Origin of the sequence: Streptomyces sp. NPDC088915 (assembly GCF_044749825.1) — a bacterium.
Classification (GTDB): Bacteria; Actinomycetota; Actinomycetes; order Streptomycetales; family Streptomycetaceae; genus Streptomyces.
This window is the reverse complement of record NZ_JBIVIR010000014.1, coordinates 94,228-109,434: the sequence shown is the minus strand read 5'-3', so window position 1 is coordinate 109,434 and position 15,207 is coordinate 94,228. Positions and strand designations below refer to the sequence as shown.

Genomic DNA, 15,207 nt, shown 5'->3' with positions numbered 1-15,207 from the left:
GAGATGAGCGAGCCCGTCAACGAAACGGCCGAGACGGCCGGGCCCGCCGCGCCCGGAAGCCCCGCGCCCTCGCGGCGCGCGGTCATCGGCTGGGGCGGCGCCGGGCTCGCGCTCGGTGCCGCCGCGGCCGGCGGCGCCGTCGCCCTGACCCGGGACGGCGGCGCGGTGCCGGCCGCCGACGCGGGCGGGGCCGTGCCCTTCCACGGCCCGCACCAGGCCGGCATCGCCACCGCCGTGCAGGACCGGCTGCACTTCGCCGCCTTCGACGTGACCACGAAGGACCGCGCCGAGCTGGTGCAGTTGCTGAAGGACTGGACGCGGGCCGCCGAGCGGCTGACGGCCGGCGCCGAGGTCGGCGAGGGGGCGTACGGCGGGCTGCCCGAGGCCCCGCCGGACGACACCGGCGAGGCCCTCGGCCTCAAGCCCTCCCGGCTCACCCTCACCATCGGCTTCGGGCCCTCGCTCTTCGACGGGCGCTTCGGCCTGAAGGACCGGCGGCCCGGTGCCCTGATCGACCTGCCCCGCTTCCCCGGCGACAACCTGGACCCGGCCCGCAGCGGCGGCGACCTGTGCGTCCAGGCCTGCGCGGACGACCCCCAGGTCGCCGTGCACGCGATCCGCAACCTGGCCAGGATCGGCTTCGGCAAGGTCGCGGTGCGCTGGTCGCAGCTCGGCTTCGGCAAGACGTCCTCGACGACCCCGGACGCGCAGACCCCGCGCAACCTCTTCGGCTTCAAGGACGGCACCCGCAACGTCGCGGGCACCGACACCGCGCGCCTGGACCGGCACGTGTGGGTCTCCGGGAAGGACGCGGAGGGCCCGGCGGCCTGGATGGACGGCGGCTCCTACCTGGTCGCCCGGCGCATCCGCATGAACGTCGAGACCTGGGACCGCACCTCCCTCGCCGAGCAGGAGGACGTCTTCGGCCGCGACAAGCGCGAGGGCGCCGCCGTCGGGAAGGCGAAGGAGCACGACGAACCGTTCCTGAAGGCGATGAAGCCGGACTCCCACGTCCGCCTCGCCCACCCGGACACCAACGGAGGCGCGACGATCCTGCGCCGGGGGTACTCCTTCACCGACGGCACGGACGGCCTCGGGCGCCTGGAGGCGGGCCTGTTCTTCCTCGCGTACCAGAAGGACGTCCGCACCGGCTTCGTCCCGGTGCAGACCTCGCTGGCCCGCGCCGACGCGCTCAACGAGTACATCCAGCACGTGGGTTCGGCGGTCTTCGCGGTCCCCCCGGGCGTCCGCGACCGCGACGACTGGTGGGGCCGTGCCCTGTTCACGTAACACCCGGAGGGGAAAGCCGTGTTCGGCAACTATCTGATCGGCCTGCGCGAGGGCCTCGAAGCCAGTCTGGTCGTCTGCATCCTCGTCGCGTACCTGGTGAAGACCGGGCGCCGGGACGCGCTGCGGCCGGTCTGGGCCGGCATCGGCGTGGCCGTCGGCGTCTCCCTCGCCTTCGGCGCCGGCCTGGAGTTCGGCTCCCGGGAGCTGACCTTCGAGGCGCAGGAGCTGCTCGGCGGCTCGCTGTCGATCGTCGCGGTGGTCCTGGTGACCTGGATGGTCTTCTGGATGCGGCGCACGGCCCGGCACCTGAAGGACGAGCTGCACGGGAAGCTGGACGCGGCGCTCGGCATGGGCACGGGCGCGCTGGTCGTCACCGCCTTCCTGGCGGTGGGCCGCGAGGGCCTGGAGACGGCGCTCTTCGTGTGGGCGTCGGTGCGGGCGGCCTCGTCGGGCGGCGCCGGCGGCGGTTCGTTCGAGCCGCTCGCCGGGGTCCTCCTCGGCCTGCTCACGGCGGTCCTCCTCGGCTGGCTGTTCTACCGGGGCGCGCTGCGGATCAACCTGGCGAAGTTCTTCACCTGGACCGGCGGGATGCTGGTCGTGGTGGCGGCGGGCGTCCTCGCGTACGGCGTGCACGACCTCCAGGAGGCGCGCTTCCTCGACGGCCTCGCGGACAAGGCCTTCGACGTCTCGGCGACGATCCCGCCGGACAGCTGGTACGGCACGCTCCTCAAGGGCGTCTTCAACTTCCAGCCGGACCCGACGGTCCTTCAGGTCACGGTGTGGGCGCTGTATCTGGTCCCGGCGCTCGCGCTCTTCCTGTCCCCGATAGGGTCGGGTCCGTCCGCGCGGGAGAAGAAGCAGAAGGCGACCGATGAGCAGGCTGAGGGTGGGGCGAGCGCCGGGACGACCGCGTGAGCGGAGGCCGGCGCGACCGGTGAGGCTGCTGGCGGCGACGGCCGCCGCGACCGCCCTGGCGCTGACGGCGAGCGGCTGCGTGACGGTCCACGGCGAGCTGGCGCTGCTGCCCCCGGCGACGGAGGCCGAGGCGGCGAAGGCCCTGACGGACTTCACGACCGCCTTCAACCGCGCCGACGAGGCGTACGACCCGGCTCTGGACGCGGACCGGGTCACCGGGCCGCTCGGGGAGATCAACCAGGCGGGGCTGCGCGCCCGCGCGGTCTCCAGCCCGGACGGCAACGCGGAGCACGAGCCGCTGGAGCTGACGGACGCGCGCTTCCTGCTGCCCCGCAAGGCGGGCTGGCCGCGCTGGTTCGTCGCGGACGCCGACTCCAACCGGGACGTCGACCGGGGCTCGAACGACCGGCGCTGGCTCCTGGTCTTCGTGCGCAACGGCCCCCAGGAGCGGTGGGAGGCCGCCTACCTGAGCGTCATGGGCGCGGACGAGGTGCCCGCGTTCGCCGAGGAGGAGGGGTACGCGGTGCCGGTCGCCGCGGACACCGACGCGCTGGCGGTCGCGCCCGGGAAGCTGGGCGCGGAGTACGTGGCGTACCTGAGGGACGGGAAGCCGGGGCCGTTCGCGGCCGGTCCGCACACCAGTGGGTGGCGGGCGCAGCGGGAGAAGGCGGCGAAGCGGCCGGGGCTCGCCACCCAGTACGTGGACCGGGTCACCGACCGGGGGGACTTCGCGCCGCTGGGGCTGCGGACCCGGGACGGGGGCGCGCTCGTCTTCTTCGCGACCCGGTACTTCGAGCGGCAGACGGCGGCGCCGGGCTACCGGCCCAAGGTCCCCCAGGACGTGAAGGCGCTGATGACCGGCGAGGTCAAGAACACGGTCACCCGGGAGTGGGTGACCAGCCAGACGGTCCTGGTGAAGCCGGCGGGCGCGGACCGGGACGGGGTGACGGTCACGGGCCGGCTCCAGGGCGTGGTGGGCGCGGTGGGCTCGTAACGCCCCGTTCCCCCCGTTCCCCCGTTCCCGACCGGGTCAGCGGGTCAGCGGGTCAGCGGCCAGGCGATCTCGTGGGCCGCGTGCTCGCCGTCGCCGGCCGCCCCGCGCTCGGCCACGTGGCGGGCGCAGGCGTCCTGGAGGGTCTCCAGGAGGTTCAGCGGGTCGGGCAGCGGGTGCTCGGGGCCGCGCACCCAGGCGACGACCGGGTGGGCGTCCTCGTCGCCGGGGAGCCGGGCCGGGGGGACGAGGACGTAGCTGCCGCGGCAGTGCCAGCGGAGCCCCGGGTGCTCGTCCATGGTCTCCGGGTGGCAGTCGAGCTCACAGGGCCACCACTCGTCCTCGTCCTCGGGCGTGCCCCGGGTGGCGGTGAAGAAGAGCATCCGGCCGCCGTCCGGGGCCGCGGCGGAGGACTCGGCGACCGGGCCGACCTCGACGCCCTCGGCGAGGAGGCGCTCCAGGGCGGCGCGACCGGCGGCCAGCGGCACGTCGAGGACGTCGTGGACCATACCGGTGGCGGTGACGAAGTTCGCCCGGGGCTCGTTGCGCGCCCAGCGCTCGATCTGGCCGCGGTCGGTGGTCGACTGGGTCTGCCAGGCGAAGGAGACGGGGTGGCGGGCGGGGGTGGGACAGCCGATCCGCTCGCAGGAGCAGCTGTAGCCGACGGGGTACGCGGCGGGGGCCAGCGGCAGCCCGGCGGCGGCGACGGCCAGGAGCAGCTTCTCGCGGTCGTTCCCGTCCTCGGCCGCGGCGCGTTTGGGGCGCCTGCGCAGCCACTGCGGGAGTCTGCCCTCCGTGCCGCGGTAGCGGCCGATGCCGTCGCCCATCTATCCCCTCACAACCTCGCGCTCGCCCGTTCGGCTCTGCCCATGGTCCCACCATCCTGCGCCCCGGGTGACCGGAGTGCGGAACCGGGGTGGTCCCCGGCCGCTCAGGCCCTCGGGGCGAGGCCGCGCAGGACGTGGTCGACCAGGGCGTCCGCGTAGGCGTGGGTGAGCGGCAGGGTGCGGTGGATCCACCGGTGGTGGAGGGGACCGACCAGGAGTTCGACGGCGAGGCGGGGGTCGGTGCCGGGGTCGACGTCACCGGCGTCCCGGGCGGCCTCGATGCGGCGCACGTAGTACTGGAGCTGGGGTTCGAGCAGCGCCTCGGTGAAGCGGGCGCCGAGGTCGGGGTCGACGATCCCCTCGGCGGCGAGGGCGCGGGTGGGGGCCTCGAAGACGGGGTCGTTCAGCTCGTCGACGGTGGCGCGCAGGACCTGCTTGAGGTCGGCGGCGAGGTCGCCGGTGTCGGGGATCTCACTTCCGGCGTCGGCGCCCGTGGCCTCCTGGGCCCGGACCTGGAGGTCGAGGAAGGCGTCGAGGAGGACGGCGGCCCTGGAGGGCCACCAGCGGTAGATGGTCTGCTTGCCGACGCCGGCGCGGGCGGCGATGCCCTCGACGGTGGTCTTCGCGTAGCCGTTCTCGGCGACGAGGGCGAGGGCGGCGTCGAAGATGGCGCGGCGGGAGCGCTCGCTGCGGCGGGAGGCGTCGGGGGCGGGCTTGGACGCGGGCCCGGGCGTGGAGCCGGGGGTGGTCTTGGGCATGGGGTCAATCTAGCAGCAGACGAGACGCCACGTCTCGCCTTGACGGGTGGTCGTCGAACCACCCGAACGGCCCACTGCGCACAGGGCCCCGAGAGCGGACCATGGGGTCCACCGAATCCCGGTCCCACCGCCCGTCCGTGAGGAGCCCTTCTTGCGCACCACTCCGCGCTCGCCCTCGCCCCGCCGTTACCTGATGTGCCCACCCGCGCACTTCACGGTGACGTACTCCATCAACCCCTGGATGGACCCCACGAAACCGGTCGACCTGCCGCTCGCCCTCGCCCAGTGGGAGGACCTGCGGGACCGCTACCGCGCGCTCGGCCACACCGTGGAGGTCCTGGAGCCGGACCCGGCGCTGCCGGACATGGTCTTCGCGGCGAACGGCGCGACCGTCGTCGGGGGCCGGGTCCTCGGCGCGAGGTTCGCGTATCCGGAGCGCGCGGCCGAGGCCGACGCGCACCTGGCCTGGTTCCGCGACCACGGCTGGGCGGAGGAGGACCTGCGGATCCCGGAGCACGTGAACGAGGGCGAGGGGGACTTCGCCGTCACCGCCTCCTGGATCCTCGCCGGGCGCGGCTTCCGCGCCAGCCCGCTCTCGCACGGCGAGGCGCAGGAGTTCTTCGGGCGCCCGGTGATCGGCCTGGACCTGGTGGACCCGCGCTACTACCACCTGGACACGGCGCTGTGCGTCCTGGACGACGCGGGCGACGAGATCATGTACTACCCGGCGGCCTTCTCCCCCGGCAGCCGGGCGGTGCTGGCCCGGCTCTTCCCCGACGCCCTGATCGCGACGGAGGAGGACGCGGCGGCCTTCGGGCTCAACGCGGTCGGCGACGGGCGGAACGTCCTGCTGCCGCAGGCGGCGGTGGGCCTCTTCGGCCCGCTCCGCGAGCGGGGCTTCGAGCCGGTGGGCATGGACCTGAGCGAGCTCCTCAAGGGCGGCGGCAGCGTGAAGTGCTGCACGCAGGAGCTGCGGCCGTAGCGCCCCGTACGGAACGGACCGTCGCCCCCGTGCCGCGCCGCGGCAGGGGGGCGACGCGCCTCAGGCGGGGGTGCGGAAGTAGTGCCCCGCCTCCAGGTCCGCCAGGAGCCCCGGCCGTACGGGCCGCCATCCCGTGAGCTCGCGGGTCAGCGCGCTGGAGGCGGGCTGGTCGGCGGCGAGCACCGCGGCCAGCCAACCGAAGTGGCCCGCGGCCTCCGCGGGCGGCACGGAGGCGGTCGGCAGGCCGAGCCGGCGCCCGATGACTTCCGCGACGTCCCGCAGGGCGACGCCCTCGTCGGCGACGGCGTGCAGCGTCGAGCCGGCCGGGGCCGTCTCCAGGGCGATCCGGAACATGCGGGCGGAGTCGTCGCGGTGGACGGCGGGCCAGCGGTTGGTCCCGTCGCCGTAGTAACCGGCGACACCCCGCTCGCGGGCGGTGCGGACCAGGGTGGCGACGAAGCCCTGGTCCCCCTCGCCGTGGTTGGTGCGCGGCAGGCGCACGACCGAGGAGCGCACGCCCCGGTCCGCGAGCCCGAGCACGTACTCCCCGGTGGCCATCCGGGTCACCGCGCCCGCGGCGGCGGACGGGACGGCGTCCACCGGGGGCACGTCGTGCCCGTCGCGCTCGGTGGCCGTCCGGCCCTCCTCCACGGGGGTGCCGGAGGCGAGGACGAACGGCCTGCCGGTGCCGGTCAGCGCCTCCGCCATCGCCTCGACGGCACGGCGGTCCGCCTCGGCGGCGGCCCTCATGTCCCCCCGGGCGAAGGCGGTCTCGTGGTCGAACGCCAGGTGGATCACGCCGTCGGAGGCGGCGGACGCCCCGCGCAGGACGTCGAGGTCGTCGAGGGAGCCGCGGACCGCCCCGGCCCCGGCGGCGGCGAGCGCGGCGGCCGAGGCGTCGGAGCGGGCGAGCCCGACGACCCGGTGCCCCGCGTCGACGAGGTCGGGGACGAGTGCGGAACCGATCCACCCGGTCGCGCCGGTGACGAGAACACGCATGGCAAAGACCTCCTTGTACGAGCCACTGCCAGGGGCGCCGACGGACGCGGCACCACGGAAGCGATGACAGTCACTGACATCGAAGCTAACACGTGATGACAGCGACTGTCGTCGCGTACCATCGGGGCATGGGGAGATGGGAGCCGAACGCGCGCGGCCGACTGGAGCAGGCGGCCCTGGAGCTGTACGGCGAGCACGGGTTCGACGCGACCACCGCGAAACAGATCGCCGAGCGGGCGGGGCTCACGGAGCGGACCTTCTTCCGGCACTTCGCCGACAAGCGCGAGGTCCTCTTCCCGCACGGGAACCCGCTCCTGGAGCGGGTGGTCGGCGCGCTCGCCGACGTCCCGCCGGAGACGGCGCCGATCGACGCCGTGTCGGCCGCCCTCCGAGCGGCCTCGGACCTCTTCCGGGAGCGGGGGGACCTGGCCCGGCGGCGTCAGGCCGTCATCGCGGCCCACGCCGAGCTGCGGGAGCGCGAGCTGATCAAGCTGGCCGCCCTGGCGGCGGCCCTCGCCGGGGCGCTGCGGGAGCGGGGCGTGCCGGAACCGGCCGCCCGCCTCGCCGCCGAGGCGGGCACGGCCGCCTTCGGAGTCGCCTTCGACCGCTGGATCGTGGACCCGGAGGGCCTGGACCTGGCCCGCCTCGTCCGGGACGCCTTCACGGAACTGAAGGCGGTGGCCTCGGGCGGGGGGCTGTGAGGCCGGACGGGCATGGGAAGGCGCACCGGGGGCCGTAGTCCCGGGCGGGCGTCAGGAGGCGCGCCGAGTGCCGTGCCCCCGGCCGGGCCTCAGAGCGTGTCCCCCTCCGGCGGCCACGGGTCGCCCCACTCCGCGTCGCGGGCCTGCTTGTAGAGGGGTCCGTGGCGCTTGGTGACCGTGTCGCGGGAGAGGCCCTCGGGGTCGCAGAGCTCCAGCAGGACCAGGCCCTTGCGGGTCTGCGGCTTGCGGACGATCCGGGCGGCCGCGGGGTCCACCGGGAACCGGGTGGCGGCCACGTACGCGTACTTCTCGTCCTCGTACGCCAGCGAGCCGCCCTTCACCTTCCGGTGCAGCGAGGAGCGGCTGACCCGGGCCGAGAAGTGGCACCAGTCCGTGCCGGGCGCGATCGGGCAGGCCCCGCTGTGCGGGCAGGGCGCGGCGACGGTGAACCCGGCCCCGACGAGCAGGGCGCGGGCCGCGATGATCCGCTCGTAGCCGTCCGGGGTGCCCGGCTCGACCACGACGACCGCCCGCGCGGCGCGGGCCGCCTCGGTGACGAGCGAGGCGCGGTCGGCCTCGGTCAGCTCCTTGAGGACGTACGAGACGGTGACCAGGTCCGTGTCGGCGAGGCGCAGCGCGCCGCCGATCCGCTCGCGCCGCCACTCCGCGTCGAGGACGTCGCCGGCCAGCTCGCGGCCGAGCGCGAGGGCGGGCTCGGCCCAGTCGAGGACGGTGGTGCGGGGCCGCTGCCCGCCCCAGGCCTCCGCGACGGCCCAGCTCGCCGCGCCCGTGCCGCCGCCGACGTCGGTGTGGGTGCGCGGCGCCCACTCGGGCGCGGCCTCCCGCAGGGCGTCCAGGACGCCCCGTACCGCCTCGAAGGTCGCCGGCATCCGGTACGCGGCGTACGCGGCGACGTCGGAGCGGTCGCGGAGCACGGGGGCGTCCGTCGGGGTGGTGCCCCGGTAGTTGGCGATCAGCCGCTCGACGGCCTGGGCGGCCCGGTGGGGCGGCAGGCCGTCGAGGAGACCGGCGAGGGCGGCGCGCAGGGAGTCGGCGGAGGGAGCGGAGGCGTTCACCGGGGCAGTCTAGGCGGCCGGGTCCTGCGCCTTCCCGGTCCGAGCCGTGCCCGGGGCCTTCCGCCACGGGCGGCACAGGCCCAGGAAGCAGGCCAGGGCGAGGACGGCGCAGGTGAGCTGGACGACGGCCATCGGGACGGCCGTGTGCTCGCCCGCGATGCCGACGAGCGGGGAGGCGACGGCGCCGACGAGGAAGGAGGAGGTGCCGAGGAGCGCGGAGGCGGACCCGGCGGCGTGCGGGGTGCGCATCAGGGCCTGGGCGTTGGTGTTCGGCATCGCGAGGCCCATCGCGGACATCAGGACGAAGAGCCCGGCGGCCACGGGCACGAGCCCGGCCTTCCCGAAGACCCCGCTGGTCATGAGCAGCAGCGCGGACGCGGCGAGCAGGATGACGCCGAGGCCCCAGCCGAGCACCTTGTCGAGGCTGACGCGGCCGACGAGGAGCTTGCCGTTGACCTGGCCGACGGCGACGAGGCCGACGGAGTTGAGGCCGAAGAGCAGGCTGAAGGTCTGCGGCGAGGCGCCGTAGATCTCCTGGACGACGAACGGCGAGGCCGATATGTAGGCGAAGAGGACGGCGAAGGCGAGGCCGCCGGTCAGCATGTAGCCGGTGAAGACCCGGTCCGCGAGGAGTCCCCGCATGGTGCGCAGGGCCTGTCCGACCCCGCCCTCGTGGCGCCGCTCGGGCGGCAGCGTCTCGGCGAGGAAGCGGTGGACGACGAGGGTGAGCAGGACGCCGACGCCGGTGAGGACGTGGAAGACGCCCCGCCAGTCGGTGATCCGCAGGATCTGCCCGCCGATGAGGGGGGCGACGATCGGGGCGACGCCGGAGATCAGCATCAGGGTGGAGAAGAAGCGGGCCATCTCGACGCCGTCGTAGAGGTCGCGGACGACGGCGCGGGCGATGACGATGCCGGCGGCGCCCGCGAGGCCCTGGAGCAGCCGGAAGCCGATGAGGGTCTCGGCGGTGGGCGCGAGGGCGCAGACGGCGGTGGCGAGGACGTACACGACCATGCCGACGAGCAGCGGGCGGCGGCGGCCCCACTTGTCGCTCATGGGGCCGACGACGAGCTGGCCGAGGGCCATGCCGGCGAGGCAGGCGGTGAGGGTGAGCTGGACGGTGGCGGCGGGCGCGTGCAGCGCGCCGGTGACCTCCGGCAGGGCCGGGAGGTACATGTCCATGGAGAGCGGGGGCAGGGCGGTGAGGCCGCCCAGGACGAGGGTGACGAGCAGGCCGGTCCGCCGGGCGGCGACGACGCCGGGGGCGGCGGGCGAGGCGGGGGCGGTGGACCCGGCGGACCCGGCGGCGGACCCGGCGGGCGCGGCGGGCGCGGCGGACCCGGTCGGGACGGTGATCCCGGCGGAGGCGCCGGCCGCGTCGGGAGCGACAGGCGCCTTTTCGGTCGTGTTCCCCTGTGTTGTTCTCTGGCCGCTCTCCGGCATCGACAGCTCCATTTCGTTGAATCCTTGCCTATGCTCTCAGCTCGACCGGCATGGTCGAGACCTCTGTGAGACGGGTGGGACATGGGCGAGAAGGTGCGCTGGGGGATCCTGGCGACGGGCGGCATCGCGGAGCGGTTCACCACCGACCTGCGGACGCTCGACGACGCCGAGGTGGTGGCGGTGGCCTCCCGCAGCGAGGCGCCCGCGAAGGCCTTCGCGGAGCGGTTCGGGATACCGAGGGCGTACGGGGAGTGGGCCGGGCTGTTCGCCGACGCGGACGTCGACGTGGTGTACGTGGCGACCCCGCACCACGCGCACCGGACGGCGGCCGGCCTCGCCCTGGAGGCGGGCAAGGCGGTGCTCTGCGAGAAGGCCCTCACGCTCAACGCCCGGGAGGCGGCGGAGCTGGTCGCCCTCGCCCGGGACCGGGGCCTCTTCCTGATGGAGGCCATGTGGATGTACTGCAACCCGCTGATCCGGCGGATCGCGGAGCTGGTGCGCGACGGGGCGGTCGGCGAGGTCCGCACGGTCCAGGCGGACTTCGGGCTCGCGGGCCCGTTCGGGGCCGACCACCGGCTGCGGGACCCGAAGACGGGCGGCGGGGCGCTGCTCGACCTCGGGGTGTACCCGGTGGCGTTCGCGCAGCTCCTGCTGGGCGAGCCGGACTCGGTCCAGGCGCACGCGCTGCTCTCGCCGGAGGGCGTCGACCTGAACACGGGGATGCTGCTGGGCTGGTCCGGCACGGGGGCGTCGGCCCTGCTGTCCTGCTCGATCGCCGCGGACACCCCGCTGACGGCCTCGGTGACGGGTTCCCTCGGCCGGATCGACGTGCCGCGCGGCTTCTTCTTCCCGGAGCGGTTCACCCTGCACCGCGAGGGCGCCGAGCCGGAGGAGTTCACGGCGGAGGCCGATCCGCACGGCTTCCGGCACGAGGCCGCCGAGGTGATGCGCTGCCTGCGCGCGGGCGAGAAGGAGTCCCCGCTGGTGCCGCTGGACGGCTCGCTCGCGGTGATGCGGACGCTCGACGCGGTACGGGACCGCATCGGCGTCCGCTATCCCGGGGAGTGACGTCCGTACGAACGGTTACGCGGGTACGAGCCCCGGGTTCCCCGCCTCGGTGACGAAGGAGGCGGCGGTGGTGACGGGGGCGCCCGGCGTCGTCACGTACGGGATCGTACGGAAGTCGGCGCGGGCGCTCTCGCGGCCGAGGGAGACCTTCACGTACCCCCGCCGCCCGTTGAAGAACCGCAGGTGGGGATTGGCCTGCATGAGCTTGTCGTAGTTGGAGGGGCGGTCGGCGCCGTCCTTGCCGCTGGTGATCGAGGTGGTGACGATCTCGGTGCCGACGGTCCGGGAGGACGGGTCGCGGAAGTCGGCCTTGAGGTCGAGGCCGTAGGAGACGTGGACGTCGCCGGTGAGCACCATCAGGTTGTCGACGCCGGCGGCCTGCGCGCCCGCCAGGATCCGCTGCCGGGAGGCCGGGTAGCCGTCCCAGGAGTCCATGGAGAGCTTGAAGTCGGCGGTGGGGCGGTCGCGGCGCTCGGCGAGGACGACCTGCTGGGGCAGGACGTTCCAGCGGGCCCGGGAACGGCGCCAGCCGTCGATCAGCCAGCGCTCCTGGGTGGCGCCGGTCAGGGTGCGCGACGGATCCTCGGACTCGGGCCCCGGGACCTGCCAGCCGTCGCCGTACGCCTGGTCGGAGCGGTACTGGCGGGTGTCGAGGATGTCGAACTGCGCGAGGCGCCCGAAGCCCAGCCGCCGGTACAGCCTCATGTCGGGGCCGTCGGGGAGCTGGGGGCGGCGCAGCGGCTGGTGCTCCCAGTAGGCGCGGTAGGCGGCGGCGCGGCGGAGCAGGAACTCCTCGGGCGGGACGGTGTTCTCGGGGGTGTCGCCCGCGTAGTTGTTCTCGGTCTCGTGGTCGTCCCAGGTGACGACGAAGGGGTGGGCGGCGTGCGCGGCCCGCAGGTCGGGGTCCGTCTTGTAGAGGGCGTAGCGCAGCCGGTAGTCCTCCAGGGTGAGCGTCTCGCGGTCGAAGACGGCCGGGAGGACGCGGTCGGTGTAGGCGCGGGCGCCACCGGCGGAGTTGACCGCGTACTCGTACAGGTAGTCGCCGAGGTGGAAGACGACGTCCACGTCCTCCCGGGCGAGGTGGCGGTAGGCGGTGAAGTGGCCGTCGTGGTACGCCTGGCAGGAGACGGCGGCGAGCGAGAGCGCCGTGTTCCGGGCGTCGGCGGCGGGGGCGGTGCGGGTGCGCCCGACCGGGCTGGTCCAGGCGCCGACGCGGAAGCGGTAGAAGTACTCCCGGCCGGGTTCGAGGTGCTCGACCTCGACGTGGACGGTGTGCCGGAACTCGGCGTGGGCGGTGGCGGCCCCGCGCCGGACGGTCCGCCGGAAGCGCTCGTCGCGGGCGAGCTCCCAGTGGACGGTGACGCGCCGGTCGGGCAGTCCGCCGTCGGGCTCGAAGGGGCGGGGCGCGAGCCGGGTCCAGAGCAGGACGGAGCCGGGCAGCGGGTCGCCGGAGGCGACGCCCAGGGTGAACGGGTCCTCGGTGACGCGCCGGGCGTCGAGCTCGGCGGCGGCCGCGGAGCCGGCCGCGGGCAGCTGGGTGGCGAAGGCGAGCGCCGCGGCGGCGCCGGTGACGGTGAGGAACCGCCGGCGCCCGAAGTGCCGCGCGGCCTCCCGGAGTTCCTGGTGATGCTCATGCGTCCGACTCATGTGCCCCTCCCCTGACGAATGCTGTCCGTCCGTCATTCGAGGGGGCCGGGGCGACCGCGTGTTGTCGGGTACAGAACATCCACGTGTCGGACGGATGAGTTCACGGGGCACGCGTCTCGCGTACGCTGCGCGCCCATGAGCATCGCAGTGGTGACGGGAGCGGGTTCGGGCATCGGCCGGAGCGTGGCCCTCGCGCTCGCGGCGGCGGGCTGGTCGGTGGCGCTCGCGGGCCGCCGGGCGGAGCCCCTGGAGGAGACGGCGGCACTCGCCCCGGACGGGGACTTCCTGTGCGTCCCGACGGACGTGACGTCGGAGACGCGGGTCGCGGCCCTCTTCTCCTCGGTACGGGACCGCTACGGGCGCGTGGACCTGCTCTTCAACAACGCCGGTACGTTCGCGGGCGGCGGGACCCCGGTCGAGGACCTGGACCCGGCGACCTGGCGGGCGGTCGTCGACGTCAACCTGACGGGCGCGTTCCTGTGCGCCCAGGCGGCCTTCCGCGCCATGAAGGAGCAGGAGCCGCAGGGCGGCCGGATCATCAACAACGGCTCGATCTCGGCCCACGTGCCGCGCCCGCACTCGATCGCGTACACGGCGACGAAGCACGCGGTGACGGGCCTGACGAAGTCCCTGTCCCTGGACGGGCGTCCGTACCGGATCGCCTGCGGCCAGCTCGACATCGGCAACGCGGCCACCGACATGACGGCCCGCATGCAGACCGGCATCCTCCAGGCGGACGGCCGGCTGGCCCCGGAGCCGGTGATGGACGCGGCGGACGTGGCGGCGACGGTGGTGCACATGGCGGGCCTGCCGCTGGAGGCGAACGTGCAGTTCGCGACGGTGATGGCGACGGCGATGCCGTACGTCGGCCGGGGCTGATCCCCCGGCCGGCGCACGGCCCCGCTCCTGCCTACGCCTGCCCGGTCTCGAACCGGGCGACCTTCCCGTCCTCGACGGTGAACCGCCAGCGGGTCCGCATCTCGCCCCAGGTGTCGTTGCGGTAGCGGGCGACGAGGTCGCGCCCGTCGGCCTTCTGGGACTCGACCTCCATGTGGCCGCGCGAGGAGAAGACCTCCTTCTCGGTCCACTCGTCGAGGTCCCGGTCGGTACCGTCGTCGGACATGGTGGCACCGGGCGCGAGGGCCGCCCGGAAGGCCTCCTGGTCGTTGGCGTTGAGGGCCGCGACGAAGGCGCGCACGGCCGGGTCGGAGAGCTGCTCCGCGGGAATGGTCATGCCCTACCGGTACACCGCCCGCCCCGCCCTTCCACCGGAACCGGGCCGCACGCCCCGGCGTGTCAGCGACCGGGCTGGGCCACCTGGGCGAGCAGGGCCCGGCTCTCCTCGGCGGCCAGGACGCGCTCCAGGACCAGCTCGCCGGTCATGCCGGGGAAGAACCTGCCGGCGGACCAGCTCCGCTCGTACGGAGGCGGGTCGAGGACCACGAGGCGCACGCCGTCCACGACCGGGACGTCGGCGGGGCTCCCCTCGTTCCAGATCCACTCGCCGTCCGCGCCGACCAGGTTGAAGGAGCCGGTGGTGGACGTCTGCCCGGGCCGGTCCCGGCACATCGCGACGGCCTCGGGCGAGGGCGCCGTGCCCGGCAGGTGCCCGCCGCCGATCAGGACGTCGGCGAGGAGCGTGTGGAGCTGGAAGTTGTCGCCGATGCCGGAGGCGCGCAGGGCGAAACCGGCGCCGGTGGCGCGGTCGATCGCGACGAACGGCTCGTCGTCGAGGACGGCGAGGGCGTAGACGAGGCACTGGAACGGTTCGTCCGACAGCTCGGCGACGCGCGCCACGGCGTCCCGCAACTCGACCCTGCCGGGGGCGGTCCGGCGTACGGCCGGGGAGTTGAGCATCGCCACGCACGCCATCTCGAACCGCGGGAGCGACTGCCAGGCCGTCACCGGCTCGAAGCCGATCCGTTCGAAGTCGGCCTCCTCCAGGGCCTCGCCCTCGTGGGACGGCAGCTCGCCGCGGCCGGCCTCCTTCCAGGACGCGCAGAAGTCGGCCGCCCGCTCGAACGCGTCCCGCGCGCCCGCGAAGACGGCGGGCGCGCAGGCGACCGGATCGGCTCCCCGCTCGACACAGGCCCCGACCAGGACGGCGACCGTGGCGCGGGGGCCGGGCGGGACCTCGCCGAGGAAGGACGCGAGGCGCGGGCCCGCCGCGTGCAGCTCCGCGTCCCGGGCCCTGCCCACCGTGTCCGTCAACCGCCCGAAGGCCCGCTCCGCGGCATCCGCGTCCCGGGCCCGTACGGCCGTCTCGAAGGCCTCCACCGCGGCCGGGAACGACTTGCGTCCGAATATCATCCGCGCACCTTAACCGAAGGTTCGTTCGAGATCTGTTCGGGACCGGTCACCGGCCTCGTCGGTGGCGCGGAAGGCGTCGCGGTCCTTGCGGGAGGCGGCCGTGCCGCCGGACCCTCCGGACCCGAGCCGTGACGGCCGGGATCGGGGTCGGGGTGCGGGCGGGCGTACGCGAGAGGGCCCCGGCCCGGGGGTTGACACCC

The 15,207-nt window shown here is 74.8% G+C and carries 15 protein-coding genes; 7 read left to right on the top strand and 8 right to left on the bottom strand.

Annotated features, from left to right (window positions below; all coding sequences use genetic code 11):
• Window positions 1–3: 3 nt before the first annotated feature.
• Genes efeB through ACIP5O_RS24670 form a run of 3 tightly spaced genes read left to right on the top strand, consistent with a single transcriptional unit; the run spans window position 4 to window position 3,199 of the window.
• A complete protein-coding gene (gene efeB, locus ACIP5O_RS24680; protein ID WP_401296741.1) occupies window positions 4–1,290 on the top strand; it encodes an iron uptake transporter deferrochelatase/peroxidase subunit in 1,287 nt (428 codons plus the stop codon).
• 18 nt (window positions 1,291–1,308) lie between these two features.
• Complete coding sequence (efeU, locus tag ACIP5O_RS24675; protein ID WP_401296739.1) at window positions 1,309–2,205, top strand: iron uptake transporter permease EfeU; 897 nt, start codon at window positions 1,309–1,311, stop codon at window positions 2,203–2,205.
• Window positions 2,162–3,199 (top strand): hypothetical protein, encoded by a 1,038-nt coding sequence (locus ACIP5O_RS24670; protein WP_401296737.1) that lies wholly within the window; start codon window positions 2,162–2,164, stop codon window positions 3,197–3,199. The genes efeU and ACIP5O_RS24670 overlap by 44 nt, the downstream gene beginning before the upstream one ends.
• 44 nt (window positions 3,200–3,243) lie before the next feature.
• Here ACIP5O_RS24670 and ACIP5O_RS24665 read toward each other — a convergent pair whose 3' ends face one another.
• Complete coding sequence (locus ACIP5O_RS24665; RefSeq protein ID WP_401296735.1) at window positions 3,244–4,023, bottom strand: bifunctional DNA primase/polymerase; 780 nt, start codon at window positions 4,021–4,023, stop codon at window positions 3,244–3,246.
• A gap of 104 nt (window positions 4,024–4,127) precedes the next feature.
• Window positions 4,128–4,781: a TetR/AcrR family transcriptional regulator gene (locus ACIP5O_RS24660; RefSeq protein ID WP_401296733.1), complete on the bottom strand. Its 654-nt coding sequence runs from the start codon at window positions 4,779–4,781 to the stop codon at window positions 4,128–4,130.
• Window positions 4,782–4,932: 151 nt separating this feature from the next.
• On the opposite strand from ACIP5O_RS24660, the gene ddaH reads away from it, so the two are divergent.
• Window positions 4,933–5,763, top strand: coding sequence for a dimethylargininase (gene ddaH, locus ACIP5O_RS24655; protein ID WP_356544386.1), 831 nt, complete (start codon window positions 4,933–4,935; stop codon window positions 5,761–5,763).
• A 60-nt stretch (window positions 5,764–5,823) separates the two neighbouring features.
• On the opposite strand, the gene ACIP5O_RS24650 is transcribed toward ddaH, so the two are convergent.
• Window positions 5,824–6,762 carry an SDR family oxidoreductase gene (locus tag ACIP5O_RS24650; RefSeq protein WP_401296730.1) on the bottom strand — a complete coding sequence of 313 codons (939 nt, stop codon included), beginning with the start codon at window positions 6,760–6,762 and terminating at the stop codon, window positions 5,824–5,826.
• Between the two features lie 128 nt (window positions 6,763–6,890).
• On the opposite strand from ACIP5O_RS24650, the gene ACIP5O_RS24645 reads away from it, so the two are divergent.
• Window positions 6,891–7,463: a TetR family transcriptional regulator gene (locus ACIP5O_RS24645; protein WP_401296728.1), complete on the top strand. Its 573-nt coding sequence runs from the start codon at window positions 6,891–6,893 to the stop codon at window positions 7,461–7,463.
• 89 nt (window positions 7,464–7,552) lie between these two features.
• Here ACIP5O_RS24645 and ACIP5O_RS24640 read toward each other — a convergent pair whose 3' ends face one another.
• Together ACIP5O_RS24640 and ACIP5O_RS24635 are read right to left on the bottom strand one after the other, a co-directional pair.
• Window positions 7,553–8,539, bottom strand: coding sequence for a small ribosomal subunit Rsm22 family protein (locus ACIP5O_RS24640; protein ID WP_401296726.1), 987 nt, complete (start codon window positions 8,537–8,539; stop codon window positions 7,553–7,555).
• Window positions 8,540–8,548: 9 nt separating this feature from the next.
• Window positions 8,549–9,982, bottom strand: coding sequence for a Bcr/CflA family multidrug efflux MFS transporter (locus tag ACIP5O_RS24635; protein WP_401296968.1), 1,434 nt, complete (start codon window positions 9,980–9,982; stop codon window positions 8,549–8,551).
• 81 nt (window positions 9,983–10,063) lie between these two features.
• On the opposite strand from ACIP5O_RS24635, the gene ACIP5O_RS24630 reads away from it, so the two are divergent.
• Window positions 10,064–11,050, top strand: a complete 987-nt coding sequence (locus tag ACIP5O_RS24630; RefSeq protein ID WP_401296724.1) for a Gfo/Idh/MocA family protein — start codon at window positions 10,064–10,066, stop codon at window positions 11,048–11,050.
• A 15-nt stretch (window positions 11,051–11,065) separates the two neighbouring features.
• Here ACIP5O_RS24630 and ACIP5O_RS24625 read toward each other — a convergent pair whose 3' ends face one another.
• Window positions 11,066–12,697, bottom strand: coding sequence for an alkaline phosphatase D family protein (locus ACIP5O_RS24625; protein WP_401296722.1), 1,632 nt, complete (start codon window positions 12,695–12,697; stop codon window positions 11,066–11,068).
• A 135-nt stretch (window positions 12,698–12,832) separates the two neighbouring features.
• Here ACIP5O_RS24625 and ACIP5O_RS24620 point away from each other — a divergent pair, with 135 nt between their 5' ends.
• Window positions 12,833–13,576: an SDR family oxidoreductase gene (locus ACIP5O_RS24620; protein WP_401296720.1), complete on the top strand. Its 744-nt coding sequence runs from the start codon at window positions 12,833–12,835 to the stop codon at window positions 13,574–13,576.
• A gap of 31 nt (window positions 13,577–13,607) precedes the next feature.
• On the opposite strand, the gene ACIP5O_RS24615 is transcribed toward ACIP5O_RS24620, so the two are convergent.
• Both ACIP5O_RS24615 and ACIP5O_RS24610 read right to left on the bottom strand, forming a co-directional pair.
• Complete coding sequence (locus tag ACIP5O_RS24615) at window positions 13,608–13,931, bottom strand: nuclear transport factor 2 family protein (RefSeq protein WP_356544396.1); 324 nt, start codon at window positions 13,929–13,931, stop codon at window positions 13,608–13,610.
• A gap of 62 nt (window positions 13,932–13,993) precedes the next feature.
• Entirely contained in the window at window positions 13,994–15,007 is a 1,014-nt protein-coding gene (locus ACIP5O_RS24610; RefSeq protein WP_401296718.1) for a hypothetical protein, read from the bottom strand.
• Window positions 15,008–15,207 lie beyond the last annotated feature (200 nt).

Excerpts from the sequence above, each read along its gene's own strand:
- efeB (WP_401296741.1), top strand. The coding sequence starts at position 4 with ATGAGCGAGCCCGTCAACGAAACGGCCGAGACGGCCGGGCCCGCCGCG.
- ACIP5O_RS24670 (WP_401296737.1), top strand. The coding sequence starts at position 2,162 with ATGAGCAGGCTGAGGGTGGGGCGAGCGCCGGGACGACCGCGTGAGCGG.
- ACIP5O_RS24665 (WP_401296735.1), bottom strand. The coding sequence starts at position 4,023 with ATGGGCGACGGCATCGGCCGCTACCGCGGCACGGAGGGCAGACTCCCG.
- ACIP5O_RS24660 (WP_401296733.1), bottom strand. The coding sequence starts at position 4,781 with ATGCCCAAGACCACCCCCGGCTCCACGCCCGGGCCCGCGTCCAAGCCC.
- ACIP5O_RS24650 (WP_401296730.1), bottom strand. The coding sequence starts at position 6,762 with ATGCGTGTTCTCGTCACCGGCGCGACCGGGTGGATCGGTTCCGCACTC.
- ACIP5O_RS24645 (WP_401296728.1), top strand. The coding sequence starts at position 6,891 with ATGGGGAGATGGGAGCCGAACGCGCGCGGCCGACTGGAGCAGGCGGCC.
- ACIP5O_RS24635 (WP_401296968.1), bottom strand. The coding sequence starts at position 9,982 with ATGCCGGAGAGCGGCCAGAGAACAACACAGGGGAACACGACCGAAAAG.
- ACIP5O_RS24630 (WP_401296724.1), top strand. The coding sequence starts at position 10,064 with ATGGGCGAGAAGGTGCGCTGGGGGATCCTGGCGACGGGCGGCATCGCG.
- ACIP5O_RS24625 (WP_401296722.1), bottom strand. The coding sequence starts at position 12,697 with ATGAGTCGGACGCATGAGCATCACCAGGAACTCCGGGAGGCCGCGCGG.
- ACIP5O_RS24620 (WP_401296720.1), top strand. The coding sequence starts at position 12,833 with ATGAGCATCGCAGTGGTGACGGGAGCGGGTTCGGGCATCGGCCGGAGC.
- ACIP5O_RS24615 (WP_356544396.1), bottom strand. The coding sequence starts at position 13,931 with ATGACCATTCCCGCGGAGCAGCTCTCCGACCCGGCCGTGCGCGCCTTC.
- ACIP5O_RS24610 (WP_401296718.1), bottom strand. The coding sequence starts at position 15,007 with ATGATATTCGGACGCAAGTCGTTCCCGGCCGCGGTGGAGGCCTTCGAG.